This window comes from [Rhizobium] kunmingense (assembly GCF_977018605.1).
Genome location: NZ_CDRNXG010000001.1, coordinates 3,634,448 through 3,659,898 on the forward strand (window position 1 = coordinate 3,634,448; position 25,451 = coordinate 3,659,898).

The following is a 25,451-nucleotide window of genomic DNA, read 5'->3' on the forward strand; positions in this document are numbered from 1 at the left end:
CATTTACTACAAAAACAGAGGTTCGATCTTCACGGTTTCCGCCGCGAACGCAAGTGCAGGCATGGTTCGGGCAAGCGCGGCATGGTTCACGAGCGATGCAGCTTGTCCGAAAGTCACAACAAAAAATAAAACGCGCCTAGCCAACATATTTGTGACATGGCATCTGTCGAAAATGCCCCGCCGATCACTTAGATAGGCGCGGTTCGGTCGCCTTCCGATAATGGCGAAACAGCAATAGACGGGCGGGAATGAAGCTTCTCGAAACTTACATCCTGCGCCGGATTTTCCAGATGTTCCTCGTGGCACTCGTTCCGGTGCTGACGATCATCTGGACGATCCAGGTGCTCGGGCGCATCAATCTGGTCACTGACAGTGGCCAGTCGATGGGCTCGTTCATGCTGCTCGCCAGTTTCATTCTGCCGACCATCGTGCCCGTCGTCATGCCTTTCGCGCTTGTCATCGGCATCACCCAGACGCTGACGGCGATGAACAACGACTCGGAGCTGCCGGTCATCGACGCGGCCGGCGCATCGCGCAGCATCCTCTATCGCCCGGTCATCGCGCTTTCGATCGTGCTCAGCCTGTTTTCCTTCGCCGTCACCAATTTTGCCGAGCCGCTGTCGCGGCAAGGTGTCCGCTCGATGATCGCAGCCGCTTACGCCGATCTTCTCTCGTCGGTGATCGAGGAGAAATCCTTCCGCACCATCGAGCCCGGCCTTTATGTGCAGATCTCGGAGCGTCATTCCGGCCGCCTGCTGAAGGGGCTGTTCGTCGTCGACTATCGCGACCCGAATTTCGACCTCATCTATTATGCGCGCGAAGGTTCGGTCGATCCGGGCGGCACGTCGCTGACCATGCGTGACGGCGAAGTGCACCGCAAGACCGCCGATGGCCGCATCTCCATCGTCAAGTTCGTCTCCTACGCGTTCGACCTGTCGGCTATGACCAAGTCGGAGGGGCCGATGCCGCTCAATGCCGGCCAGCGCGACCTTTCATTCCTGATCAATCCCGATCAGAGCGACCCGTCCTACCAGCGTTCACCCGAGAGTTTCCGGGCAGAACTGCATCGCCGTCTTTCCGACTGGCTCTATCCGATCGCCTTTGCGCTCGTATCGCTTGTCGTCGCCGGCAGCAGCCGATCGCATCGTCAGGCACGCGTGCATCCGATGATCTGGGGGCTCGTCGTCGCGTTCGCCATCCGCTGGATGGGCTTCTCGGTCACCAACCTGACGGAGCGCAGCGCCGCCTGGGTGCCGGCTGCCTACGGGGTGCCGATCGTGACTTCGCTGATCGCCATCTACATGCTGGCCACTAATCGCCAGATCAAGGTTCCGGATGCCGTTGGCCGCGGCCTCAGCCGCATGACCGGCCCGTTGCAGAAACGGCTGTCGCGGTCGGCAGCGAAATCCGGCGGAGGTGCCGCCTGATGATCTTCTCCACACTCGGCCGCTATTTCTTCAAGCGCTATATTGCCATCGCCTTCTGGTTCCTGCTCGGCGTCAGCGGCATCATCTTCCTGGCCGATTTCAGCGAGACGACGCGCAGGCTTTCCGACCTGACGGATTACAATGTGTTCGGTGCGCTGGCGATGACGCTGATGCGCCTGCCGTCGATCCTGCAGCAGACGATCCCGACGCTCAGCCTGTTCATCGGCATGACCGTGCTGATCGCGCTCAATCGCCGCTACGAGCTGGTGGTGACGCGCGCCGCCGGCATTTCCGTCTGGCAGTTCGCCTCGCCGTTCCTTCTCGGCGCCTTCCTGCTCGGCCTCTTCACGCTGTTCGTCATCAGCCCGCTCGGCGCCTGGGGCCAGCGCGAATCGGCAACGCTGGAAGCCGACTGGCGTCAAAGCAGCAACAAGGCACGCGCCAGCAGGTTCGTGCCATGGATCCGCCAGATCAGCGGCGACGAGGATGTCATCATCGGCGCCAAGAGCTACCGCAACAACGGGACCGAACTCATCGATGTCGTGGTTTTCCACTTCGACGACGACAGCCGCGTGACGCTCAGGCAGGATGCCGCGACGGCAAAACTGGAAGATGGTTACTGGCTTCTTACCGATGTGCTCGAGAACAGGCCAGGCGAGATTCCGGCCCGCAAGCCTACGGTGCAGGTTCGTACCAACCTGAAACAGGAATACATTCAGGAGAGCGTCGCGCAGCCCGAAACCGTTGGCTTCCTTGAGCTTTCGCGCAAGATCGAAGTCGGCCGCTCGTTCGGCATCTCAACAAAGGCGCTTGAGACTCAGTTTCATTCGCTGCTATCGCTGCCGGTACTGCTCGTGGCCATGACTCTCATTGCTGCAACAGTATCGTTAAAATTCAGTCGCTTCGCACAGTCTCGCTCCATGATTCTGGGTGGCATAGTTTCGGGCTTCGTGCTTTATGTCGTCAGCGTGCTTGTGAAAGCGTTTGGAAGCAGCGGGGCAATCCCTCCCTTCGTGGCGGTCTGGATACCAGTCGTCGTCGCGACAGCGGTGGGAGCTACGATCTTGCTTCATCAGGAGGACGGCTAGTGGCGGTCAGTAACCGCAAGAATATCAGACGGCTTGCCGCCGCCCTGCTGACAGGTGTGTCCGCGTTCGTATGTGGCATCAGCTCCGATCTGGCTTACGCTCAAGGTCTCGTGCCGGCTCAGTCCGATGACGCGAAGATGCTTCTGCGCGCCAACGAGCTTGTCTACAATCAGGATTCCCAGCGTGTCACCGCTCGCGGTGGCGTGCAGATCTATTACAATCGTTACCGCATGGTCGCCCAGAGGGTCGAATACGACCAGAACAGCGGCCGCGTCATGGCAACCGGCAATATCGAACTGATCGAGCCGGGCGGCACGCGCGTCTATGCGGACGAACTCGACGTCACCAACGACTTCGGCCAGGGCTTCCTGAACTCGCTGAGGGTCGAGACGACCGACAATACCCGTCTTGCGGCCGAAAGCGCCGAGCGTCAGAGCGGCGACCTGATGGTGCTCAACAACACCGTCTACACCGCCTGCCTTCCCTGCGCCGAGACGCCCGGAAAGGCGCCGTTGTGGCAGGTCAAGGCACAGCGCGTCATCCGCGACGGCAAGGCCCACACGATCCGGCTGGAAAACGCGCAGTTCGAACTGTTCGGCATGTCGCTCGGCCGCCTGCCCTTCCCGATCACGGTTCCCGACGAAACCGTCGAGCGCAAGTCCGGGCTTCTGTTCCCGCGCTTCAGCGCCGACGACAATCTCGGCTTCGGCTTCGGCATCCCGTATTACCATGTCTTTTCGCCGAGCATGGATGCGACGATCACGCCGACCTACTACACCAACCAGGGGCTTCTGCTCGAGGGTGAGATCCGCAATCGCTTCGAAAGCGGAGATCACACGTTCCGGTTCGCCGGCATCAACCAGCAGAACCCGGATTCGTTCGACGCCGGCAGCGACCGGGAAGCCGATACGCGCTTCATGGCTGCGTCCAAGGGCGAATTCCAGATCAACCCCCGCTGGACCTTCGGCTGGGACGTGATGGCGCAGAGCGACAACAATTTCTCGCGTACTTACGATCTTCAGGATCTCGACAGCGAGACGATCACCAATCAGGCCTATCTGACCGGTCTCGGCGCCCGCAACAATTTCGACCTGCGCGCCTATTACTTCGACGTGCAGGACGATGCAGAGACGAGCCGGCTGGAGCGTCAGCAGGCGGTCGTCTACCCGGTTCTCGACTACAGCTGGTATGCACCTGAGCCGCTTGCCGGCGGCCAGTTGATGTTCAACGCCAACCTGACCAACCTGTCGCGGCGCGAGGAAGACCTCTATGAACTGGGTGGCGACTACCGCTTCCCGGGCCTCGAGGGCAGCTATACGCGCATCACCGCCGAGGCAGAGTGGAAACGTACCTTCACCACCGGCATGGGGTTGCAGCTGACGCCGCTGTTCGCGCTTCGCGGCGACGGTCTGCGCAGCACCTCTTCGAGTGCCGGAACGAACTATGACGGCAGGCTCGAAAACGATCCGAGCGGCCGCTACATGGCGACCGCAGGTCTGGAAGCCCGCTATCCGTTCCTGATCACGGCCGGCAGCAGCACCCATATCATCGAGCCGATTGCGCAGCTTTATGCACGCCCGGACGAGCAGATGGCCGGCGGCCTGCCGAACGAGGACGCACAGAGCTTCGTCTTCGACGCCACCAGCCTTTTCGAACGCGACAAGTTCTCCGGCTATGACCGTATCGAAGGCGGTACGCGTGCCAATATCGGCATTCGCTACACCGGCTCCTTCGACAACGGCATCGGCCTGCGCAGCATCTTCGGCCAGTCCTACCAGCTGGCGGGCGAGAATTCGTTTGCCAGCGCCGACCTGGTTTCCGCAGGCGCCAATTCCGGCCTCGAAGACGATGTTTCCGACTTCGTCGCGATGGCCGCGATCGACCTGCCGCAGGGCATCAGCCTGTCGACCAACACGCGTCTGGACAAGGACACGCTCGACGTGCGCCGTACCGATGTCGCGGTCGACTACAAGACGCCGCGCGTATCGGGCGAACTCGTCTACACGAAGGTCGCAGCACAGCCGGATTACGGCTCTACGTCCTCGACCAACATTCTCGAAAAATCGATGAGCCTGCGCATCAACGAGAATTGGTCGCTGTCCGGCAAGGCCACCTGGGATCTGGACCAGAACGATCTCACCCGCCGCGGCATCGGCATCAGCTATGCGGACGAGTGCATGATCTTCTCGCTTGCCTATACCGAGAAGACCGGCGACACGACCGATGCGAACGACTGGTCGATCGGTGCCCGCCTGAGCTTCAGGACGCTCGGCGACGTCAACATCGGCTCGACGGACGATTACGACCAGGACCAGAGTTTCCGCTACCAGTAACAGTCGCGAAAATGTGACGGCTCCGATCACGGGGCCGTCATCGTTTTGCCGCAACGATTGCGCATCCGGTCGGGCCTGTAGTAAAAGACGGCCCGAAATCCGTTGAAAACGCGCCACCTACAAGGGAGTTGACAGATGTTTGGAGTGACCGGAACACGCAGGCTGGCCATTGCCATGGCCGCGCTGGCAGCTTCGATCGTCATCGATCCGATCGCCGCGTCGGCACAGTCGACCAGCGGAGTGGCGGCTGTCGTCAATCGTGTGCCGATCACCACGGCCGATGTCGCCCGCCGCGCCGCCTTCCTGCGGCTGCAGCGCCAGAAGGCCGACACGAAGACGGCCCGCGACGCGCTGATCGAGGAATCCCTCAAGCGCCAGGAAATCGCCCGCGTGCGGATGTCGGTCAGCACGGCGGATGTGGATGCGTCCTTCGCCCGGTTTGCCGCCAGCAACAAGATGACCACGCCGCAGATTACCCAGGTGCTCAACCAGGCGGGCGTCACTGCCGAGCATTTCAAAAGCTACATCGCCGTGCAGATGAGCTGGCCGCGTCTGCTGAATGCGCGCTATGGCGGCGGCGGAAGCCGCATGACGGGCCAGGAGCTTGTCAGCCGCATGATGGAGAGCAAGGAAAAGCCTGTCACCACCGAGTATTTCCTCAAGCAGGTCATCTTCGTCGTGCCAGCCTCCAAGCGCAATGCGATCCTCAACAAGCGCCGGGCCGAGGCGGAAGCGTCGCGTTCGAAGTTTCCGGGTTGCGATCAGGCCAAGCAGTTTGCAGCGACGATGCTCGATGTTTCGGTACGCGACCTCGGCCGCGTGATGACGCCGAATCTGCCGGATGACTGGAAGCCGCTGATCGAGAAGGCATCCAACGGCACGACCGCGACCAAGATCAGCGAGCGCGGCGTCGAGTTTCTGGCGATCTGCGACCAGCGCCAGGTTTCCGACGATCTTGCCGCCGAAGCCGTATTCCGCGCCGAAGACCTCAGCAAGGCCGAGGAAATCGGCGACAACGCCAACAGCAAGAAGTATCTCGACGAACTGCGCTCCAAGGCGCAGATCGAGCTTCGCTGACCACCATTCATTCCGTCTTCCGGAGCTTACATGGCATTCGATCGCCCGCTCGCTTTAACCCAGGGCGATCCTGCCGGTATAGGCCCCGACATCACACTCGCCGCTTGGGCGGCACGCGATCAGAACGGCATTCCGCCTTTCCTGTTCATCGGCGACCCGGCGGTGCTGAAAGCCCGCGCCGGTATGCTCGATCTCGACGTGCCGATCCGCGAGGCGACGGCGGAAACCGCTCTTTCCATGTTCGACACGGCCCTGCCCGTCCTGCCGATAGCAGCGGGCGCGGATGTCGCCGTCGGTGAGCCCCATGTGGCGACCGCGCGGGCGACGATCGCGGCGATCGCAACCGCCGTCGATCTCTGCCTTGCCGGACACGTCTCGGCGGTCGTGACCAATCCGATCGCCAAGTCGGTTCTCTACGAAGCCGGCTTCGAGTTTCCCGGCCACACGGAGTTTCTTGCGCATCTCGCCGAGAAGGCGACGGGCAAGCCTGTACTACCGGTGATGATGCTGGCCGGACCGAAGCTGCGCGCCATCCCGGTCACCATCCATATCCCGATCAAGGACGTGCCCACGGCGCTGACCGAGGACCTGATCCTCGAGACCTGCCGCATCGCCGCGCATGATCTGAAAACGCGCTTCGGCATCGAGAAACCACGCCTTGCCGTCGCCGGGCTCAACCCGCATGCGGGCGAGGATGGCGCGATCGGCCGCGAGGACCAGACCATCATTCACCCGGCGCTGGTCAAGCTGCGCACGGAGGGCCTGCATGTGTTCGGGCCGCTGCCTGCCGACACGATGTTCCATGACGAGGCGCGTGCCCGCTATGACGTGGCGGTCTGCATGTATCACGATCAGGCGCTGATCCCGGCCAAGGCGCTCGGCTTCGACACGTCCGTCAACGTGACGCTCGGCCTGCCCTTCATCCGCACATCACCGGATCACGGCACCGCCTTCGGCATTGCCGGACAGGGCATCGCTCGCGAAACAAGCCTTGTAGAAGCACTGAAACTCGCCGGCGATCTGGCCGGCAAAAGCAAGGGCATGGCCAGCTGATGGCGACACTCGACGGACTTCCGCCACTGCGCGACGTCATCCAGCGCCACGGCCTCGATGCGAAGAAATCGCTCGGACAGAACTTTCTCTTCGACCTGAACCTGACGCAGAAGATCGCCCGCTCGGCCGGTTCTCTCGATGGCGTCACCGTGTTCGAGGTCGGCCCCGGCCCCGGCGGCCTGACACGCTCCATCCTCGCACTCGGCGCGAAGAAGGTGATTGCCGTCGAGCGCGATCCCCGTACGCTGCCGGTTCTGGCGGAAGTCTCGGATTTCTATCCGGGCAGGCTGGAAGTCATCGAAGGCGATGCGCTGAAGACAGATTTCAAGGCTCTCGCCGCCGAGAAGGCCGATGGCGGGCCGGTGAAGATCATCGCCAACCTGCCCTATAATGTCGGCACGCAACTGCTGCTGAACTGGCTTCTGCCGGAAGACGGACAGTGGCCGCCTTTCTGGGAAAGCCTGACACTGATGTTCCAGAAGGAAGTCGGCCTGCGCATCGTCGCCGACGAGGAAGACGATCACTATGGCCGGCTGGGCGTCATCTGCGGCTGGCGCACCGATGCGCATATGGTGTTCGACGTGCCGCCGCAGGCATTTTCACCGCCGCCCAAGGTTAACTCCACGGTGGTGCATCTGACGCCGAAGGCAAATCCTTTGCCCTGCGACGTCAACAAGCTGGAGCGCATTACCCAGGCGGCTTTCGGCCAGCGCCGCAAGATGCTGCGCCAGAGCCTGAAGCCGGTGGGCGGCGAGGCGCTGCTCGCCAAGGTCGGCATCGAGCCGCAGCGCCGTGCGGAAACGCTTTCCGTTGCAGAATTCGTGGCGCTGGCGAACGCGCTTTAAACGCGTCCGCCCCTGTCACCGGGTCATGATGCCTGCCGTTCCCATACTGCGAAGGGATCCGGCAGGTTCGCCCAGTTTTCCGGCGTAAACCCATCCGCCTCGATCAGGCACGCATCCAGCTCTGCCGTGACCCGCGCTTGATCCATAGTATCGGTGCCGATGAAGACGATTTCCTGCCGCCGGTCGCCCCAGACGGGATCGAGATAGGGCTGCATCATCCTGTAGAACTCCGGGCTGTCGGGCCAACGCTCCTTCGGCACGGCCGACCACCACATGCCGGTGCGGCCGGTGCGCACCAGCGCCCCCGCCTGGCTGATCTCGCCGACGAAATGCGGCCGCGTCGCCAGCCAGAAGAAGCCCTTGGCCCGCACGACGCCCGGCCACGAGCGATCGATGAAGCGCTGGAATTTTTCGGGCTCGAAAGGCTGGCGGGCGCGGTAGACGAAGGAGCGGATGCCATATTCCTCCGTCTCCGGCACATGGTCCTTGAAACCATGCAGTTCCTTGAACCACAACGGGTGCTGCTCTGCCTTGTCGAAATCGAAGCGGCCGGTGCCCAGCACGTCCTTCAATTCCACCTTGCCGAAATCCGTCTCGATTAATTTTGCATCGGGATTGAGCGCCACGATGATCTTTCGCGCGGCGTCGCGGTCGTCAGGGGTCGCGGTGCCGATCTTGTTGAGGACGACGACATCGGCAAACTCGATCTGCTCGACAAGGAGGTCGACGATGGTGCGGTTGTCGCCCTCGCCCGCCGTCTCGCCGCGATCGGCGAGGAAGTCGCCGGAGCCGTAATCCTTCAACAGATTGGCGGCATCGACAACGGTGACCATCGTATCCAGCCGCGCAACGTCCGACAGGCTCAGACCATTCTCGTCGCGGAAATCGAATGTGGCGGCCACCGGCAGCGGCTCGGCAATGCCGGTCGATTCGATCAGCAGATAATCGAACCGCCCCTGTTCGGCGAGCGCCCTCACCTCCTGCAGAAGATCGTCGCGCAGCGTGCAACAGATGCAGCCATTGGTCATTTCGACCAGCTGTTCCTGCGTGCGCGACAGGTTGGCGCCGCCATCGCGCACCAGTGCGGCATCGATATTGACCTCGCTCATGTCGTTGACGATCAGCGCCACCCGCATGCCCTCGCGGTTCGACAGGATGTGATTGAGCATGGTCGTCTTGCCGGCGCCTAGAAAGCCGGAGAGCACGGTGACGGGAAGTTTGTCTTTCATTTGCAAAAGCCCATTGCGTCATTTGTTACGTTATACTATTACGAAATCACAAGCAGCGACTGCCGTCAAGCCTTGTAGAGAAGACATGACGTCCGGCGGGGCGGCGGGCCGGTCGTGCGCAAGTCAACGGACAAGCCCAAATCACTAGACAAGCTTTGGCCTGTCTCCTATCAAGGCTGCGCTACGGTTCTGCATTCGCAGATGAAAAGGGAACGCGGTGAGGTTTATCAAAACCGATCCCGCGACTGCCCTCGCAACTGTAAGCGGCGAGCTTTTCGTCACAGCCACTGGTTCTCGAACCGGGAAGGCGACGGGCAGCGTTCGAGCCGCGAGTCAGGAGACCTGCCGCAGCGAGGCTAAAACCAATACCGGACGAGGTGTTCCGGCGGGAGAATGATATGACGCAAGCGACACTGTCGCCCGCCATCCTGATGTGGACCGCAAACGCGGCCTTGCATCGTCCTGCCTTTCATCCCGGCAAAGCCATTTCCCTTGAAAGGACAGGACATGAAACTCGGCCTTATCGCCGCACTCTTTGCGATTTCCGCATCGGCACTTCCCGCAACAGCCTTCGCCGCCTCGACCAGCTATCCGCTGACACTTGAGAATTGCGGCCAGCAGATCACTTTCGACAAGGCTCCGGCCAAGATGGTTTCCATCGGCCAAGGCATGACGGAAGTGCTCTATTCGCTCGGCCTCGCCGACAAAGTCTCCGGCACCGCCGTCTGGGTCGGTCCGGTTCTGCCGGAATATGCCGAGGTCAACGCCAAAATCAAACGGCTTGCCGATAACGACCCGAGCTTCGAATCCATCGTCGGGCTGGAGCCGGATCTGGTCGCCGCCGAGTTCGAATGGCATGTCGGCCCGATGGGTTCGGTCGCCAAGCGCGAGCAGTTTTCCGATATCGGCGTCAACACCTACATCTCGCCGGCCGATTGCGTTGCCAAGACCAACACCGATGGTGGCGACGGGGTGCGCAAGGAGCTGTTTACGATGGACCTGATCTATCGCCAGATCGGTGAGCTGGCGCAGATCTTCGATGTGCAGGACCGCGGGGCCAAGCTGATCGCCGATCTGAAGACCCGCGAAGCCGCAGCCGTCGCCTCGATCAAGGGCGCGGAAGCGAAGAACCTGCCGGTGGTCTTCTGGTTCTCCAGCAAAGAAACCAAGGGAGACGCCTTCATCGCCGGCAAGAACAGCGCGCCGGCCTATATCCTCAAGACGCTCGGCGCACAGAATGTCGTGACAACCGAAGAGGAATGGCCGCTGGTCAGCTGGGAAACGATTGCCGAGGCCAACCCTGCCGTGATCGTCATCGCCACCATGGACCGCCGCCGCTATGCCGCCGACGACCCGGCGGTGAAGGTGTCCTTCCTCGAAACCGATCCGGTAGTCAGCGAACTCGACGCGGTGAAGAACAGGCATTTCGTGATGATGGACGCACAGTCGATGAACCCGACGATCCGCACGATCGAAGGCATCGAGATCCTGGCAAAGGGCATCCAGTCCTTCGGACTTGCGAACTGAACAAGCCCCTTATGTCGCGCCTGCCTCACGGTGGGCGTGACGCTTCTTTCGCATGTCCATGCCCTTCCGAAAGGACAGACCATGAAATCCGGCCTGATCGCCGCCCTTATCGCGCTCCCCTTCACCGCCCTTTCCTCCGCAGCCTTCGCCGCCCCGGCCGGCTATCCGCTGACGCTGGAAAACTGCGGCGCGGACATCGTCATCGAAAAGCCTCCACAAAAGGCCGTTGGCCTCGGCCAGAACAGCACCGAGATCCTGCTGATGCTCGGCCTTGCCGATCGCATGGCCGGCAGCGCCATCTGGGTGTCTCCGGTTCTGCCAGCGCTTGCGGCGGATAACGCCAAGGTGCACCGCATCGCCGCCAACACGCCGAATTTCGAGGCCGTCGTCGCCCGCGAGCCGGATTTCATCGCCGCACAGTTCTTGACCTCGGTCGGGCCGCAGGGCCGTGTGGGAACGCGCCAGCAGTTTGCCGATCTCGGCGTGCCGAGCTACGTCTCGCCGACCGACTGCACCGTGACCGACAATGCCGTCTCGGATGGCGCGCGCAAACAGATGTTTTCCATGGACCTGCTCTATCAGGAGATCGATGAACTCTCGCGTATCTTCGACGTCGCCGACCGTGGTGAAGCGCTGATCGCCGAACTGAAAGGTCGCGAGGCCTCGGTGCGCGCCCGTGTGGCCGACAAGGCGAAGGATGTCAGCCTCGTCTACTGGTTCTCCTCGCCGGAACTTGCCGGCGACGCCTGGATGGCCGGCAAGAACGGCGCCTCGGGCTACATCACCGAAGTGCTGGGCGCAAAGAACATCGTCACATCCGAACAGGAATGGCCGCTCATCGGCTGGGAGGCGATCGCGGCAGACAACCCGAGCGTCATCGTCATCGGCACGATGGACCGCCGCAACCAGACGGCAGACGATCCTGCCGCCAAGAAACAGTTCCTTTCCACAGATCCGGTCGCAAGCAAGCTCGATGCGGTCGAAAACGGTCGTATCGTGGAGATGGATGCGCAGGCGATGAACCCGACGATCCGCACCATCAACGGGCTTGAAATCGTCGCGGATGCTCTTGGCAGGTTCGGATTGCTGAAGTGACCCCATCACGCATCAAACCGTGGCTCGCCGGCATTGCCGGCGTGCTCATCGTCATTGTCGCCCTGTTCATCGCGATCACCGCCGGTGTGGCGATCGGCGAAATGACGATCCCGATGGAGACGACGATTGCCGCCGTCACCAACCGGCTCGGCCTGACGGATATCGCGGTGCCGCGCATCCAGGAGGCAGTGATCTGGGATTACCGCCTGTCGCGCTCGCTCGTCGCCGCCTTCTGCGGCGCGGGGCTGGCGCTGTCGGGTGCGATCCTGCAATCGCTGCTGCGCAACCCGCTGGCCGAGCCTTACGTTCTCGGCATCTCGGCCGGCGCTTCCACCGGGGCCGTCTCGGTCATGCTGCTCGGCTTCGGTGGCGGGGCGATCTCGCTTTCTGTCGGTGCCTTCGGCGGCGCGCTTTTAGCCTTCGCCTTCGTCGTCATGCTGGCAAGCGGCCGGCAGACGGCGGATCGCACCATTCTGGCCGGCGTGGCGGCCTCGCAACTCTTCAATGCACTCACCTCGTATATCGTCTCCACCTCCGCCAATGCCGAACAGGCGCGCAGCGTGATGTTCTGGCTGCTCGGCAGCTTTGCCGGCGTGCGCTGGCCGGAGGTGGCACTCGCCTCTTCCGTCGTCGCCGTCGGGCTCATCATCTGCATCTGGCACTCGCGCGCACTCGACGCCTTCACCTTCGGCGAGGACGCCGCCCGTTCGCTCGGGATCGCCGTGGGCCGCGTGCGCGTCGTGCTGTTGCTCGTCACCGCGCTGATGACTGCGACCATGGTCAGCATGGTCGGCGCGATCGGCTTTGTCGGCCTCGTCATTCCGCATGCGGCCCGCTTCATCGTCGGTCCCGGCCATATGCGGTTGCTGCCGGCCTGTGCGCTCGTCGGCGCGCTGTTCATGGTGGTCGCAGACATCGTCTCGCGGATCATTATCGCCCCACAGGTGCTGCCCATCGGCGTGGTCACGGCGCTTGTCGGCGTGCCGTTCTTCTCTGTCATCCTCTATCGCGCACGGAGGGCCGCATGAGCGACCATCCCAAACTCGCCGCGACGGCCGTGCGCTGGCTTGCCGGCCGCAAGGTCATCGTCGATGGCGTGACGATCGATGTCGAGCCCGGCCAGACGCTCGGGCTGATCGGCCCGAACGGTTCCGGCAAGTCCTCGCTGATCCGCCTGCTTGCCGGGCTGCGTGCACCGGCAAATGGAGAGATCACGCTGGATGCGAGGGCAATCGGCGCTTTCGGTCGCCGTGAGCTTGCCCGCCGGGTGGCGGTGGTCGAACAGCATTCGATGACGGAGGCCAATGTCACAGTTCTGGACGTCGTCAAGCTCGGCCGCACGCCGCACCGTTCGGCGCTTTCCCCCTGGACCGGCGAGGATGACAGGATCGTGGAGGAGGCGCTTGTCCGCGTCGGGCTCGATGATCGCCGCGAGCAGTTCTGGCATACGCTGTCGGGCGGCGAACGGCAGCGGGTGCAGCTGGCCCGCGCATTGGCGCAGTCGCCCTCCGTGCTCATCCTCGACGAGCCAACCAACCATCTCGACATCCACCACCAGATCGACATCCTGCGGCTGGTCGAGGGGCTTTCTGTCACGACCGTCGTGGCGATCCACGACCTCAATCTCGCCGCCCGTTTCTGTGACCGGATTGCGGTTCTTGCGGAAGGAAAGCTGGTTGCCTGCGGCACACCGGCCGAAATCCTCACCGAGAGGCTGATTGCCGACGTGTTCGCCGTCGAGGCGCATGTCTCGACCTCGGCCCATCACGGCCGGCTTCATATCCAATTCCTGATGTAGGACGACGCATGCAGAACTGGTCGATCAAGGACGATATCCGCGCCTACTGGACGATCCGGGCCGAAACCTATGACGCAAGCCCCGGCCACGGCATTGCCCGCGAGACGGAGATGGAGGCCTGGGGCCGGCTGATACGCCGGCATCTCGGCGAAGGTGCAGGCCGGCAGGCGCTCGACCTCGCCTGCGGCACCGGTGTGATGACGATGCTGATGCACGGGCTGGGTTTTCAGGTAACCGGTCTCGACTTCACCGAGGCGATGATGGCACGCGCCCGGCGCAAGGCGGATGATGCGGGTGCGGCGATCAAATTCCTCACCCGCGATGCGGAAGAGACGATGGAGCCGGACAATGCCTACGACGTCATCATCGCAAGACATCTGGTCTGGACGCTCACCGATCCGCAAAAGGCCTTTTCGGAATGGCTGCGCCTCCTGAAACCCGGCGGCCGCCTGCTGATCATCGACGGCGACTTCGTGCGCAAGCACTGGCTGGAGCGGTTGCTGCCGCTGCTCGACCGCTATCTTGGCAAGCCGAAGGACGGCCATAGCCTGCTGACGCCCGAGCAATGGCAGAACCACGAGAGAATAGTCTCGCAGGTTCATTTCCGCGAAGGCATCCGGGCGGAGGATACGGTGAAGCTGTTCGAAAACGCGGGATTTGCCGCACTCGAGATCGATACAGATCTCTCCGACATCAGGAAGGCGCGCGGCATATCGCTCATGTCACGCAAGGGCCTCGCCTCGACGCTGCAGCACCGGTTCGCGATTTCGGGGCAGAAGCCCGCCTGATCAGAGTTTCGGCTCTTCCGTCAGAAGCGTGCCGACGAAATCGAACAGGCCGTGGCGGCGGTCGCGACGGACGCGCTCGGCGTTGACGATACAGTTGACGTGGCCGAAAGCCTCATCGAGATCGTCGTTGACGATGACATAGTCATATTCGCGCCAATGCTCGATCTCGGCGCGGGAGTTCAGAAGCCGCGTGCGGATGACCTCTTCCGAGTCCTCCGCACGGCGGTGCAGACGCGATTGCAGTTCGGTCATCGTCGGCGGCAGGACGAAAATGGAGACGATGTCGGCCTTCATCTTTTCCTGCAGCTGCAGCGCGCCCTGCCAGTCGATATCGAACAGCATGTCGCGGCCTTCGGCCATCGCCTGTTCCACCGGCTCGCGTGGCGTACCGTAGAAATTGCCGTGAACCTCCGCCCATTCCAGCAGCTCGCCATTGTCGCGCATGCGCTCGAACTGCGGGATCGAGATGAAATGGTAGTGCGTGCCGGCGATCTCGCTCGGGCGCTTGGCCCGCGTCGTCACGCTGACGGAGATTTCCAGGCTGTGATCGTCTCTCAGCAGGTTGCCTGCGATCGTCGACTTTCCGGCACCGGAAGGCGACGACAGAACGAGCATGAGCCCACGCCGGGCAATCTTGGCATCTGCCTTGTCTGACGGAGTCGGTGCCGGGCTCATCTCTTACTCCAGATTCTGGACCTGTTCGCGGAACTGGTCGATCACGACCTTCAGTTCTATTCCTGCTGCCGTTACAGCAGCGGAATTGGATTTGGAACAGATGGTATTCGATTCCCGGTTAAATTCCTGTGCAAGGAAGTCGAGCTTGCGGCCGATCGGGCCGCCGTTGTCGAGCAGATCGCCGACAGCAACGACATGGCCCTTCAACCGGTCGATCTCTTCGCGCAGGTCCGCCTTCGTCGCGAGCAGCGCCACTTCGGCATAGAGACGGTCACGGTCGAGGCCGGCCTTGTCCTGCAGCAGCTGATCGACCTGCTGAGACAGGCGCTTACCGATCTCGTCCGGACTGCGGGCGGGGTCCGCTTCGACGACATGTGTCAATTCAGCGATGCGACCGATCTGGCCTTTGAGAACGCCGCCAAGGGCTGCGCCTTCCGTCTGGCGCATCTGCTGCAGGTTCTCGAGCGCAGCGTCCAGCCCGGCGAGGATTGCCGTGTCGCGCAAGGCGACAGCTTCCTCGCCTTCGTCGGCCTCGCGAATGTCGACAAGACCACGGATGGAGAGGAGCGTATCGAGACGCAGCGGTGCCGGGTCGATGACGTCCTGCAGGTCGCCGCGCAGCGCCATGACGGCATCGAGCGCCTCGCGGTTGACCACCGCTTCCATGCGGGTTTGCTCGACCGAGATCGACAGGGAGGCCTGGACATTACCGCGGGCGAGCTTTTCGGCGACGAGCTTGCGGACATCCTGCTCCAGCCGTTCAAGGCCGGGCGGAAGACGCAGACGCACATCGAGGCCCTTGCCGTTGACGGATCGAAGCTCCCAGGCGAAGCGGCTACGCCCGCTTACCCCTTCGTTGCGTGCAAAACCGGTCATCGACTGCAATGTCATTCAACTCACTCCAAAATGCGGACTGCCGCCCTTTCGAGGCGGCAGCAATATGATCAGTTCGCGGCGGGCTTTTCGGCGTCGGCGCCATCCGGCTGGCCGTCGACGACCTCTTCCTCCTGGCTCGCGGCCGCAGTGCCGGCCTTGCGCTCGGCTTCGATGCGGCGCCAGCGGCGGACATTGGCGTTATGCTCTTCCAGCGTCGGGGCGAAGACGTGACCACCCGTGCCATCCGCGACGAAATAGAGGTCGGTCGTGCGCCACGGGTTGGCAACGGCTTCAAGCGCCGCACGGCCAGGATTGGCGATCGGCGTCGGCGGCAGGCCTCGGATGCGGTAGGTGTTGTAGGGCGTTTCCTTCTGCAGGTCCGAGCGATAGATCGGACGGTCGGATGGCTTTCCATCGCCACCGAACAGGCCATAGATGATGGTCGGGTCGGACTGCAGGCGCATGCCCTTGTCGAGACGGTTGAAGAAAACGGAAGCGACGTGAGCGCGCTCGTCGTCCTTGCCCGTTTCGCGCTCGACGATCGAGGCGAGCGTGACGAATTCTTCCTTCGTCTTGATCGGCAGGTCGGGGTCGCGACGCTCCCAGATCTGATCGATCAACCGGTCCTGGGCGGCCCGCATCTGCGACAGGATCTCGGCGCGGTTGGTGCCGCGGGAAAACTTGTAGGTATCCGGACGCAGCGCGCCTTCCGGCGGCAGTTCCGCAGGGAGCTCACCCTCGAGGATCGGGTCCTCCATCAGGCGCAGCGTCATCTGGCGAACGGTGAGGCCTTCGGGCATGGAGATCGAGTAGAGGATCGAGCGCCCCGATTCCAGCGTATCGGCGACATCCTTCATCGAGGCATTTGCCTTGATCTCGTATTCGCCGGCCTTGAGGCTGCGGCGGCTGTTGGACGAGCCGCCGGCATAGCCGAGGTGAACCGCGGTGATATAGCGGAAGATGCGGGCGTCCTCGACAATGCCGTTGCGCTCCAGCGCATTGGAAATCTCGGCAATGCCGGCGCCTTCGCGCACGACGAAATTGGCATTGGCTTCCAGCGGGCCGGGCTTCTGATAGGTCGAAAGCGCGTAGTAGAAGATGCCCGCGCCGGCGAGTGCGACAAGCACGATCGAAGTCATCAGGAAATTGAGAAAGATGACGAGCTGGCTGCGCGCCTTTCTGGAGCGCTTGGGCGGCGCTGGAACGCGTTCGGGCTTCAGGGCCTCATTCGGCGATTTCGGAATGATCGGGCCGCCATTGCCGCCGTTACCGTTGCCATTGCCGCCGCCTGGGGGAAGCTCGCCTACAGAATTGGAATTGCTCACGCACACCCCCCGCTTTCATCAGTCAGAATCATCGCCTGCGTTCTGACCAAGCAATACGGCAAAAGCAGGTTCGCAAAAATGACGCCGGCCGGACGCTGTGTCCAGCCGGCGAATAAAGGCTCCACGGCCTTTTGATCAGGCCTCGTAACGCTTCAGGACGAGCGACGCGTTGGTGCCGCCGAAACCGAAGGAGTTGGAGAGCGCGACATTGACCTCGCGCTTGCGTGCCGTATGCGGCACGAGATCGATCGCGGTCTCGACATCCGGGTTGTCGAGATTGAGCGTCGGCGGCACGATGTTGTCGCGGATCGCCAGCGTCGCGAAGATCGCCTCGACAGCACCGGCGGCACCGAGAAGGTGGCCGATCGCCGACTTGGTCGACGACATGGAGACCTTCGAGGCGGCATTGCCGACGAGGCGCTCAACCGCGCCAAGTTCGATCGTGTCGGCCATGGTCGAGGTGCCGTGAGCGTTGATGTAATCGATATCGGCGGCGGCAAGACCGGCGCGCTTCAGCGCCATGGTCATGCAGCGGAATGCGCCATCGCCATCTTCCGACGGTGCGGTGATGTGATAGGCATCGCCAGACAGACCGTAACCGACGACTTCGGCATAGATCTTGGCGCCCCGCGCCTTGGCGTGTTCCAGCTCTTCCAGAACCACGACACCGGCGCCTTCGCCCATGACGAAACCATCGCGGTCGCGGTCATAGGGGCGCGAGGCCTTCTGCGGGTCGTCATTGTGCTGCGTCGACAGCGCCTTGCAGGCGGCAAAACCGGCAAGACCGATACGGCAGACCGGCGATTCGGCACCGCCGGCGACCATCACGTCGGCGTCGCCGAACTGAATCAGCCGCGCTGCGTCACCGATCGCGTGCGCGCCGGTGGAACACGCGGTCACGACCGCATGGTTCGGACCGCGCAGCTTGTGCTTGATGGAGACCTGGCCGGACACGAGATTGATCAGACGGCCGGGAATGAAGAAGGGCGATACACGGCGCGGGCCCTTGTCCCGGAGCGTATATCCCGCTTCGACAATGCCTTCGAGACCACCGATGCCGGAGCCGATCAGGACGCCGGTCATGATCTGGTCTTCATCGGTTTCAGGGTGCCAACCGGCATCCTGCAGCGCCATGTCGGCGGCGGCCATGCCGTAGAGGATGTAAGGGTCGACCTTGCGCTGTTCCTTCGGCTCCATCCACTGGTCGGCATTGAACGTGCCGTCGGAGCCATCGCCTACAGGGATGCGGCAGGCGATCTTCGCCGGCAGATCCTCGACTTCGAATTCGGTAACCAGCCTTGCGGCATTCTGGCCGGCAAGCAGACGCTGCCAGGTGACTTCCGTTCCGCTTCCGAGCGGTGATACCATGCCGGTACCGGTGATAACGACACGCCTCATCGCCAGCGTCCCACCTTCTATCTTTTCAGAATTCCAGTTACTGAAACGGCCCGAACTAGCGGGCCGTCATAAGGGATCGACGCCCGCGCAAAGCGAGCCATCGTCCCCGATATGTCGTCGATTAGGCCTGTGCCTTTTCGATGAACTTGACAGCGTCGCCGACGGTCAGGATGGAGTCGGCAGCGTCGTCCGGAATTTCAACGCCGAACTCTTCTTCGAAAGCCATGACCAGTTCGACGGTGTCGAGCGAGTCCGCGCCCAGATCGTCGATGAAGCTTGCGCCTTCGACAACCTTGTCGGCATCAACGCCGAGATGGTCAATGACAATTTTCTTAACGCGTTCTGCGATATCGCTCATGTCGGTTTCCTCGACCTTTATCTTTTCCTGGATGCCGCTATGGCATCCACATCCTGTTAAACCTGCAACTGCACCTTAACGGGTGCCGATGCCGGCAAACCCAATCCCCCCTCATCCGGTTCCGCCAACGATGCTCACGCAATGTGACGACCTGAATTTCAGGGTGACATTTTCACAGTCATGGCCCGCTTAACACGGTTTAACTGTTCCGCAAAGCCAGAATTTGCGCCCTCCCACAGCCTAGAACCCTTGTTCTCCACTGGTTTAGGGCGCAAACGACGGCAAATCAGATCATTGCCATGCCACCGTTGACATGCAGCGTCTGTCCGGTGACGTAGCCCGCCTCATCGGAAGCGAGGTAGAGAACGGCGGATGCGATGTCCGATCCGGCGCCCATGCGCTTCATCGGGATCGCGCCCATGATCGCATCCTTCTGCTTGTCGTTCAGCTTGCCGGTCATGGCGCTCTCGATGAAGCCAGGGGCAACGCAGTTGACCGTGACGTTACGCGTGGCGATTTCCTGGGCGAGCGACTTCGAGAAACCGATCATGCCTGCCTTCGAGGCGCAGTAATTGGTCTGGCCCGGATTGCCGGTGACGCCGACGATCGAGGTGATGTTGATGATGCGGCCATGGCGGCGACGCATCATCGGATGCGTCAATTCGCGCGTCAGACGGAAGACCGAAGTGAGGTTCACTTCAAGCACCGCATCCCAGTCCTCGTCCGACATGCGCACGAACAGGCCGTCCTTGGTGATGCCGGCATTGTTGACGAGAATGTCGACGCCGCCGAGCACTTCCTCAGCCTTCTCGCCGAGCGCCTTGACCTCGGCGCGGTCGGACAGGTTTGCCGGGAAGATGTGGACGCGGTCGCCGAGCTCGGCGGCCAGCGCCTCCAGCTTCTCGACGCGGGTGCCGTGCAGGCCGACGATGGCGCCCTGCTTGTGGAGAAGGCGGGCGATCTCTTCGCCGAGGCCGCCGGTCGCACCGGTAACGAGGGCCTTGCGGCCGGTCAGGTCAAACATGATGGGTTCCTCTTTCAAGAGCGAATAGGGAGTAGCGAATGGCGAGTAGAAAGAGGCGGATTGGCGAAGCGAAAAACTATTCGCCATTCGCTATTCGCTACTCGCGATCCGGATCAGCCGAGAATGGCGGCGATTGCGGCGTCGATATCGGCCGGGGTGTTGACGGCTACGCCGGAGATATTCTTATCGATGCGGCGGGCAAGACCCGTCAGCACCTTGCCGGAGCCGATTTCGTAAAGTGTGGTGACGCCGTTGGCGCCGAACCATTCCACCGTCTCGCGCCAGCGGACCTGGCCGGTAACCTGGGTTACGAGCAGATCGGCAATGGTTGCCGCGTCGGATACCGGAGCGGCGCGCACGTTGGCGACAACCGGCACGACGGGGCTGTTCTTTTCGACCCTGGCGAGCGCATCGCGCATCGCGTCTGCGGCGGGAGCCATCAGATCGGAATGGAAGGGTGCGGACACGGCGAGCAGGATGGCGCGCTTGGCGCCCTTTTCGGTGGCAAGGCTTGCGGCCTTTTCGACGGCTGCCTTGGCGCCGGAGATGACGAGCTGGCCGCCGCCATTGTCGTTGGCGATCTGGCACACACCTTCAGCCTTCGCCTCAGCGCAGATTGCTTCGACGTCGCCATGTTCCAGGCCGATGATCGCGGCCATGCCGCCCTGCCCGACCGGAACGGCAGACTGCATGGCATCGCCGCGGATGCGCAGGAGCTTGGCGGTATCGGAGAGCGAAAAGGTGCCGGCGGCACAGAGAGCGGAATATTCACCCAGCGAATGTCCGGCGACGTAACCGACGTGATCCGCAAGCACGAGGCCGCGCGCTTCGAGAACGCGCATGGTGGCGATCGAAACGGCCATCAATGCCGGCTGGGCATTGGCGGTTAGCGTCAGGGTCTCTTCCGGGCCATTCCACATGATGTCGGACAGTTTCTGGCCGAGCGCTTCGTCGACTTCCTCGAAAACGGCGCGGGCCTCGGCGAAGCTGTCGGCAAGTTCCTTGCCCATGCCGACGGCCTGACTGCCCTGGCCGGGAAATGTGAATGCGATGCTCTTTGGGGCGCTCATGGGGCCTTTTCCTTCCCTTGCAGGGCTTATATTTTGCCCTTCCATTCACATTAAGCCCCGCAGAGTCAAGGCCGGGAGCATCCCGGCCTCGGGTGTTCAGGCAGCAATCAACCGGAAATCAGGCCGATGACCTCGTTGATGCACAGCACGGCAAAGAGCAGTGCGGATGCACCGAGCAGGCCATTGGACAGCCAGCCGTTGCGCCATTCCTTCGGTACGCGCGACGAGTTCAGCAGCCAGATCAAAGTGATCGCCAGGAACGGCATGAAGAAGGCACCCAGCGCTCCGTAGATGATGACGAGCGTGAACGGGCGACCGAACCACAAAAGCGCCATCGGCGGGATCGTCAGCCAGAACAGGTAGAACTTGAAGGCAGGCGTCTTTTCCAGACCTTCACGCGAGCCGCTCTCGCCACCGCGCATGGTGCGGACAAAATCGGCAAACAGCAGCGAGACGCCGTGCCACACACCCAGAATGGACGAGATGGTGGTGGCGAAGAAGCCGAACAGGAAGGCCTTGGCGACGAACGGGCCGAAACGATCCTGAAGAACCTTGTCGAGATCGAGTAGGCCGCGGTCACCCGTCGAAAGAGCGATCTGCGCCGTGTAGAGCAGTTCCGCGCCGACGATCAGCATGGCGACGACGAAAATGCCGGTCATGATATAGGCGACGCGGTTGTCGAGGCGCATGACGCCCATCCAGGCGGGCGTGCGCCAGCCCTTGGCATTCACCCAGTAACCGTAGGAGGCCATCGTGATCGTGCCGCCGACACCGCCGATCAGGCCGAGCGTATAGATGGCGGACCCTTCGGGGATCGTGGGAACGAGGCCGGTCAAGGCAGCACCGACATCCGGAACCACCAGAATGGCAATGCCGACGACGATGACGAACATGATTGCGATGAAGATCTTCATCACGCTTTCGAAGACTTCATAACGGTTGAAAGCGACGAAGGCGGCGCAGACGAGGCCAGACAGCATGGCCCAGGCCCAGAGCGGCAGGAAGGGAAAGAGAGCCGCGAGCGGCAGCGCCGTGGCGCTCATGGCGGTCGCGCCGTACACGAAACCCCAGATCATGATGTAGATGCCGAAATACCAGCTCGTCCACTTGCCGAGCGATTTCCAGCCGTCGAGCATTGTCGAGCCGGTCGCCAGATGATAGCGGGCCGAGCCTTCGGCCAGCGCGATCTTGACGATGCAGCCAATGACGGCCGCCCAGAGCAGCGCGTAACCGAAGCGCGAACCTGCGATCAGGGTGGCCACCAGATCGCCGGCGCCGACGCCGGTGACGGCCACGACGATGCCGGGCCCAATCAGCTTCCAGCGGCCCGTTTTGGGTGGATCGCCAGCATCGGGAAAGCCACGCTCATCATATTGCACTGCATTATCAGCCATGAAAACTCCTCCGCAAATTTATTCTCCTCTAAGTGAATTTTATGCGCGCACACTCGGCATCCTGGCGATAATTAGAACTTTTTCAGCATTTGCGACCCCTTCGACATAAAATTTTCGCGATCTCGACACAATTCGGACAGCCCTGAGCCTTGCGCTGCAGCAAATCCGGCCTAAAGTCCGAGCCTTCGAAAGACAGGACTTTTCTGATGAAATTCAATACACTCGGCCGGACCGGCATCTCCGTTTCGGAAATCTGCCTTGGAACCATGACGTGGGGTTCGCAAAACTCGGAAGCGGAAGCCCACGCCCAGATGGACTATGCCGTCGAAAGCGGCGTCAACTTCTTCGATACGGCCGAACTCTATCCCACCACGCCGGTGCGCGCAGAAACCCATGGCCGCACCGAGGAGCTGATCGGAACGTGGTTCAAGCAGCGCGGCAAGCGCGACGACATTGTGCTGGCGACAAAGATTGCCGGCGGCGGGCGCCCGCATATCCGCGATGGCCGTCCGATCACGCCGGAGACGATCCGCGAGGCGGTCGATGCCAGCCTGAAGCGGCTGCAGACGGACTATATCGATCTCTACCAGATCCACTGGCCGAACCGCGGCCACTACCATTTCCGCGGCTCCTGGACCTTCGACGCCTCGACACAGGACGGCCCGGCGGCGCTGCAAAGCGTGACGGAAAAGCTGGAAACGCTTGGAGAGCTGGTGAAGGAGGGCAAGATCCGCGCGATCGGACTGTCCAACGAGACGGCCTGGGGCACGATGCAATACGCCAGGATCGCCGAAGAAAAGGGCCTGCCGCGCGTTGCCTCGATCCAGAACGAGTACAACCTCCTCTACCGGACATTCGATCTCGATCTTGCCGAGGTCGCCCATCACGAGAGTGTCGGACTGCTGGCCTATTCGCCGCTCGCAGCCGGCCTCCTGTCGGGCAAGTATCTCGCAGGCGCGGTGCCGCACGGTTCGCGCGGCACGATCAACACCGACCTCGGCGGCCGCATGCAGCCGCTGCAGGAACCGGCGGTCAAGGCGTATGTCGACGTCGCAGCAAAGCACGGCCTCGACCCAAGCCAGATGGCCATCGCCTTCTGCCTGACGCGCCCGTTCATGGCTTCCGTCATCATCGGCGCCACGACGATGGAACAGCTCGCCACCGATATCGGCGCGGCCGATGTGACGCTGTCGGAGGCCGCGCTGAAGGACATTGCCGAAGTCTATCGCCGGTATCCCATGCCGATCTGACGCGGATGGAAGATCAGACCAGGCCCGCACCTGCGGGCCTGGCCGTGACACCGTCGACATCCGCTCCATCGACTGGCAGGCCCGCCAGCCGGATGATCGCCGGCAGCCCCCATTCATTATTGTCGGCAGAATGCGACGGACCGGGATGATCGACATTGTCGTCCGTCTTCAAAAGCGGATCCTTGCTCGGATGCCAACCGGGTTCGATATTGAACCATGACAACGGATCGCCCTTCAGCAGGCCCGCAAAGGTGGAACAGACGATGATCGAACCGATGACGCCGAGTTCATTGCCCGATCCTCCCGAAGCTCCCGCATCGGCCGCCTCCTTCAAGACATAGTACCAGAGCGTTTTGGGCTCGCCCTCGGCAAGCGAGATCGGCTCAAGGCCAAGGGCAAGCGCCACATCCGCGCCGGCCGGAAGCTTCATCTTCACTCCGCGAACGAGGTTTCGTGCGGCCAGCACGTTGAGGACACGCTTGGGATCACCGGGCTTGTCCGGATCTTCCGGCATATGCAGGAGCGCTCGCGACAGCTTCGTATCGAAGGCTCGGGCCCGCTGCGGAAACAGGTTTGCGGCAGACGAATTCATGTTGAGGAACCAGTCCCACTGGATCACACGCCGCATCGTCAGCGGGCGACCGCCGGAGATGCCGTGATCCTCGGTCGGCCCGACCTTCTTCGTCGTGAAGATCGGGAAAAACGTACTGAAACCCGCCGCCGCCGAAGCATTCGTCTGATAGGCATTGCGCACCAGCGTGTGGCCGAAGCGATAGGCAGCCACCGAGAATTCGAGCGGCATGAAGGGTTGGTGCTTCCAGTGAAAGACATCGTCCTTGTAGCCCAGCTTCCAGATCAGCCGGTCATCGCCCTGCTTTTCCTTCTTCAACGCGATCTCATGAACCTTCGCGCGACAGATCCTTTTTACATAGTCGTTCCAGACGATCCATTGATAGAGCCATTTCAGCGTCTTGCGGGCAACAGCGAACAGCTGATCACCTGAGGGCGCATTTGCCCCGGCCTGCTGCTTCGCCCGGTCAACCAACGTGTTGTGTGCCAGCAGAAATGCCGTATGCACCTGTGCGACGATGGCGTTCTCGTCATTACGCGGGTCGCCGATCAACGCCGCACCGGCATTGTTGCGCGGAAGATCCCTTATGGGTGCCGGGATGTTTTCAAATTTCGGATCGGAGATCGGCGACGTCAGAAACTTGCCGGTGAACTTTCCGCCGACGTGTTCGTATAGATAAGGCTGCGCCTGCGGCCCCAGCCCGTAAAGACAGTCCAGATCCAGGCGCGGCGTGCGAAAGTTATGCAACCGGTTCGGGTCGGTTTCCGCATCGCTCAGCGGCGTCACATCGAGCGTGATATCGTGATCGACGAACTGGCCGAAATAGACATAACCGGAGGGGAGCGACGAATTGCCGGCCCCGGGCGCGCCGGCAGCTGCAGGCGTCTCACCAGCGGCGAGTTCATCCGGTGTCCCGTCGACGACCTCCGACATGAGATCGGTCGCGACTTTCAGAAAATGCTCCTCCAGCTTGTATTCCAGCACGCCATCGGGCGCCCAAGGCTCCAGCTCTTGAAAGAGGCGACCGAAACCGCCCTGGTAGAATTTTGATCGCGGTGCAGTTATCTCGAAATTCTTCTGCCCATGATGCATGGCTTCCCCTCCGACATAGTTCAGAAAAGCGCGATCATCGCGCCGCTGGAAACGATACGCCCAATCCTTATATTTGCAACTTTGGATTTTATTCAGAAAACGCACATATCTATCTATGGATGCATCAATTCAATACAGCAGCGGCCATGAATAGCTCA

General features: G+C 62.0%; 22 protein-coding genes and 1 riboswitch. Of the genes, 12 read left to right on the forward strand and 10 right to left on the reverse strand.

The genetic code is table 11. The features are described from left to right. Positions 1-248: 248 nt before the first annotated feature. From AC0JZ4_RS17590 to rsmA, 6 genes are all read left to right on the forward strand, one after another. Complete coding sequence (locus AC0JZ4_RS17590) at positions 249-1,427, forward strand: LptF/LptG family permease (protein ID WP_471887605.1); 1,179 nt, start codon at positions 249-251, stop codon at positions 1,425-1,427. Continuing rightward, complete coding sequence (lptG, locus tag AC0JZ4_RS17595) at positions 1,427-2,515, forward strand: LPS export ABC transporter permease LptG (protein ID WP_471887606.1); 1,089 nt, start codon at positions 1,427-1,429, stop codon at positions 2,513-2,515. Before AC0JZ4_RS17590 ends, lptG begins: the two co-directional genes overlap by 1 nt. Further along, complete coding sequence (locus AC0JZ4_RS17600; protein WP_471887607.1) at positions 2,515-4,848, forward strand: LPS-assembly protein LptD; 2,334 nt, start codon at positions 2,515-2,517, stop codon at positions 4,846-4,848. Before lptG ends, AC0JZ4_RS17600 begins: the two co-directional genes overlap by 1 nt. A 144-nt stretch (positions 4,849-4,992) precedes the next feature. Further along, positions 4,993-5,925: a SurA N-terminal domain-containing protein gene (locus AC0JZ4_RS17605; protein WP_471887930.1), complete on the forward strand. Its 933-nt coding sequence runs from the start codon at positions 4,993-4,995 to the stop codon at positions 5,923-5,925. A 30-nt stretch (positions 5,926-5,955) separates the two neighbouring features. Then, positions 5,956-6,978, forward strand: coding sequence for a 4-hydroxythreonine-4-phosphate dehydrogenase PdxA (pdxA, locus tag AC0JZ4_RS17610; protein WP_471887608.1), 1,023 nt, complete (start codon positions 5,956-5,958; stop codon positions 6,976-6,978). Beyond that, positions 6,978-7,823, forward strand: a complete 846-nt coding sequence (rsmA, locus tag AC0JZ4_RS17615) for a 16S rRNA (adenine(1518)-N(6)/adenine(1519)-N(6))-dimethyltransferase RsmA (protein ID WP_471887609.1) — start codon at positions 6,978-6,980, stop codon at positions 7,821-7,823. The genes pdxA and rsmA overlap by 1 nt, the downstream gene beginning before the upstream one ends. Before the next feature lie 23 nt (positions 7,824-7,846). Here rsmA and zigA read toward each other — a convergent pair whose 3' ends face one another. Beyond that, positions 7,847-9,052 (reverse strand): zinc metallochaperone GTPase ZigA, encoded by a 1,206-nt coding sequence (gene zigA / locus AC0JZ4_RS17620; RefSeq protein ID WP_471887610.1) that lies wholly within the window; start codon positions 9,050-9,052, stop codon positions 7,847-7,849. A gap of 167 nt (positions 9,053-9,219) precedes the next feature. After that, a riboswitch (cobalamin riboswitch) is annotated at positions 9,220-9,416 on the forward strand. Between the two features lie 143 nt (positions 9,417-9,559). On the opposite strand from zigA, the gene AC0JZ4_RS17625 reads away from it, so the two are divergent. From AC0JZ4_RS17625 to AC0JZ4_RS17645, 5 genes are all read left to right on the forward strand, one after another. Continuing rightward, positions 9,560-10,579, forward strand: coding sequence for an ABC transporter substrate-binding protein (locus tag AC0JZ4_RS17625; RefSeq protein WP_471887611.1), 1,020 nt, complete (start codon positions 9,560-9,562; stop codon positions 10,577-10,579). An 81-nt stretch (positions 10,580-10,660) separates the two neighbouring features. Beyond that, positions 10,661-11,674, forward strand: a complete 1,014-nt coding sequence (locus AC0JZ4_RS17630; RefSeq protein WP_471887612.1) for an ABC transporter substrate-binding protein — start codon at positions 10,661-10,663, stop codon at positions 11,672-11,674. Between the two features lie 11 nt (positions 11,675-11,685). Continuing rightward, entirely contained in the window at positions 11,686-12,702 is a 1,017-nt protein-coding gene (locus tag AC0JZ4_RS17635) for a FecCD family ABC transporter permease (RefSeq protein ID WP_471887931.1), read from the forward strand. After that, entirely contained in the window at positions 12,699-13,472 is a 774-nt protein-coding gene (locus AC0JZ4_RS17640) for an ABC transporter ATP-binding protein (RefSeq protein WP_471887613.1), read from the forward strand. The genes AC0JZ4_RS17635 and AC0JZ4_RS17640 overlap by 4 nt, the downstream gene beginning before the upstream one ends. Positions 13,473-13,480: 8 nt before the next feature. Then, positions 13,481-14,260, forward strand: coding sequence for a class I SAM-dependent methyltransferase (locus AC0JZ4_RS17645; RefSeq protein WP_471887614.1), 780 nt, complete (start codon positions 13,481-13,483; stop codon positions 14,258-14,260). Here the strand turns inward: AC0JZ4_RS17645 and gmk are convergent, their stop codons facing one another. From gmk to AC0JZ4_RS17685, 8 genes are all read right to left on the reverse strand, one after another. Next, the gene (gene gmk / locus AC0JZ4_RS17650; protein WP_471887615.1) at positions 14,261-14,935 is read right to left on the reverse strand and encodes a guanylate kinase; all 675 of its coding nucleotides are present in this window, start codon (positions 14,933-14,935) and stop codon (positions 14,261-14,263) included. It lies immediately after the preceding gene. Between the two features lie 3 nt (positions 14,936-14,938). Continuing rightward, a complete protein-coding gene (locus tag AC0JZ4_RS17655) occupies positions 14,939-15,826 on the reverse strand; it encodes a YicC/YloC family endoribonuclease (RefSeq protein ID WP_471887616.1) in 888 nt (295 codons plus the stop codon). Positions 15,827-15,879: 53 nt separating this feature from the next. Next, positions 15,880-17,142, reverse strand: a complete 1,263-nt coding sequence (gene mltG / locus AC0JZ4_RS17660) for an endolytic transglycosylase MltG (RefSeq protein ID WP_471887617.1) — start codon at positions 17,140-17,142, stop codon at positions 15,880-15,882. Positions 17,143-17,271: 129 nt separating this feature from the next. Continuing rightward, positions 17,272-18,534, reverse strand: coding sequence for a beta-ketoacyl-ACP synthase II (fabF, locus tag AC0JZ4_RS17665; protein WP_471887618.1), 1,263 nt, complete (start codon positions 18,532-18,534; stop codon positions 17,272-17,274). Positions 18,535-18,655: 121 nt separating this feature from the next. After that, complete coding sequence (locus AC0JZ4_RS17670) at positions 18,656-18,892, reverse strand: acyl carrier protein (RefSeq protein ID WP_003502080.1); 237 nt, start codon at positions 18,890-18,892, stop codon at positions 18,656-18,658. A gap of 286 nt (positions 18,893-19,178) precedes the next feature. Beyond that, entirely contained in the window at positions 19,179-19,916 is a 738-nt protein-coding gene (gene fabG, locus AC0JZ4_RS17675) for a 3-oxoacyl-[acyl-carrier-protein] reductase (protein WP_471887619.1), read from the reverse strand. Positions 19,917-20,029: 113 nt separating this feature from the next. Next, a complete protein-coding gene (fabD, locus tag AC0JZ4_RS17680; protein WP_471887620.1) occupies positions 20,030-20,986 on the reverse strand; it encodes an ACP S-malonyltransferase in 957 nt (318 codons plus the stop codon). A 107-nt stretch (positions 20,987-21,093) separates the two neighbouring features. Beyond that, positions 21,094-22,380, reverse strand: coding sequence for an Nramp family divalent metal transporter (locus AC0JZ4_RS17685; RefSeq protein ID WP_471887621.1), 1,287 nt, complete (start codon positions 22,378-22,380; stop codon positions 21,094-21,096). Between the two features lie 206 nt (positions 22,381-22,586). Here AC0JZ4_RS17685 and AC0JZ4_RS17690 point away from each other — a divergent pair, with 206 nt between their 5' ends. Then, positions 22,587-23,630: an aldo/keto reductase gene (locus AC0JZ4_RS17690; protein WP_471887622.1), complete on the forward strand. Its 1,044-nt coding sequence runs from the start codon at positions 22,587-22,589 to the stop codon at positions 23,628-23,630. Positions 23,631-23,643: 13 nt separating this feature from the next. On the opposite strand, the gene AC0JZ4_RS17695 is transcribed toward AC0JZ4_RS17690, so the two are convergent. Continuing rightward, complete coding sequence (locus AC0JZ4_RS17695; protein WP_471887623.1) at positions 23,644-25,293, reverse strand: peroxidase family protein; 1,650 nt, start codon at positions 25,291-25,293, stop codon at positions 23,644-23,646. Positions 25,294-25,451 lie beyond the last annotated feature (158 nt).

What these genes read in the sequence shown, in the direction of transcription:
- gmk (WP_471887615.1), bottom strand. Translation starts at nt 14,935, where the DNA reads ATGAGCCCGGCACCGACTCCGTCAGACAAGGCAGATGCCAAGATTGCC.
- fabG (WP_471887619.1), bottom strand. Translation starts at nt 19,916, where the DNA reads ATGTTTGACCTGACCGGCCGCAAGGCCCTCGTTACCGGTGCGACCGGC.
- AC0JZ4_RS17630 (WP_471887612.1), top strand. Translation starts at nt 10,661, where the DNA reads ATGAAATCCGGCCTGATCGCCGCCCTTATCGCGCTCCCCTTCACCGCC.
- AC0JZ4_RS17670 (WP_003502080.1), bottom strand. Translation starts at nt 18,892, where the DNA reads ATGAGCGATATCGCAGAACGCGTTAAGAAAATTGTCATTGACCATCTC.
- AC0JZ4_RS17690 (WP_471887622.1), top strand. Translation starts at nt 22,587, where the DNA reads ATGAAATTCAATACACTCGGCCGGACCGGCATCTCCGTTTCGGAAATC.
- AC0JZ4_RS17590 (WP_471887605.1), top strand. Translation starts at nt 249, where the DNA reads ATGAAGCTTCTCGAAACTTACATCCTGCGCCGGATTTTCCAGATGTTC.
- rsmA (WP_471887609.1), top strand. Translation starts at nt 6,978, where the DNA reads ATGGCGACACTCGACGGACTTCCGCCACTGCGCGACGTCATCCAGCGC.
- fabF (WP_471887618.1), bottom strand. Translation starts at nt 18,534, where the DNA reads ATGAGGCGTGTCGTTATCACCGGTACCGGCATGGTATCACCGCTCGGA.
- zigA (WP_471887610.1), bottom strand. Translation starts at nt 9,052, where the DNA reads ATGAAAGACAAACTTCCCGTCACCGTGCTCTCCGGCTTTCTAGGCGCC.
- AC0JZ4_RS17625 (WP_471887611.1), top strand. Translation starts at nt 9,560, where the DNA reads ATGAAACTCGGCCTTATCGCCGCACTCTTTGCGATTTCCGCATCGGCA.
- AC0JZ4_RS17685 (WP_471887621.1), bottom strand. Translation starts at nt 22,380, where the DNA reads ATGGCTGATAATGCAGTGCAATATGATGAGCGTGGCTTTCCCGATGCT.
- AC0JZ4_RS17645 (WP_471887614.1), top strand. Translation starts at nt 13,481, where the DNA reads ATGCAGAACTGGTCGATCAAGGACGATATCCGCGCCTACTGGACGATC.
- fabD (WP_471887620.1), bottom strand. Translation starts at nt 20,986, where the DNA reads ATGAGCGCCCCAAAGAGCATCGCATTCACATTTCCCGGCCAGGGCAGT.
- AC0JZ4_RS17640 (WP_471887613.1), top strand. Translation starts at nt 12,699, where the DNA reads ATGAGCGACCATCCCAAACTCGCCGCGACGGCCGTGCGCTGGCTTGCC.
- lptG (WP_471887606.1), top strand. Translation starts at nt 1,427, where the DNA reads ATGATCTTCTCCACACTCGGCCGCTATTTCTTCAAGCGCTATATTGCC.
- AC0JZ4_RS17655 (WP_471887616.1), bottom strand. Translation starts at nt 15,826, where the DNA reads ATGACATTGCAGTCGATGACCGGTTTTGCACGCAACGAAGGGGTAAGC.
- pdxA (WP_471887608.1), top strand. Translation starts at nt 5,956, where the DNA reads ATGGCATTCGATCGCCCGCTCGCTTTAACCCAGGGCGATCCTGCCGGT.
- AC0JZ4_RS17695 (WP_471887623.1), bottom strand. Translation starts at nt 25,293, where the DNA reads ATGCATCATGGGCAGAAGAATTTCGAGATAACTGCACCGCGATCAAAA.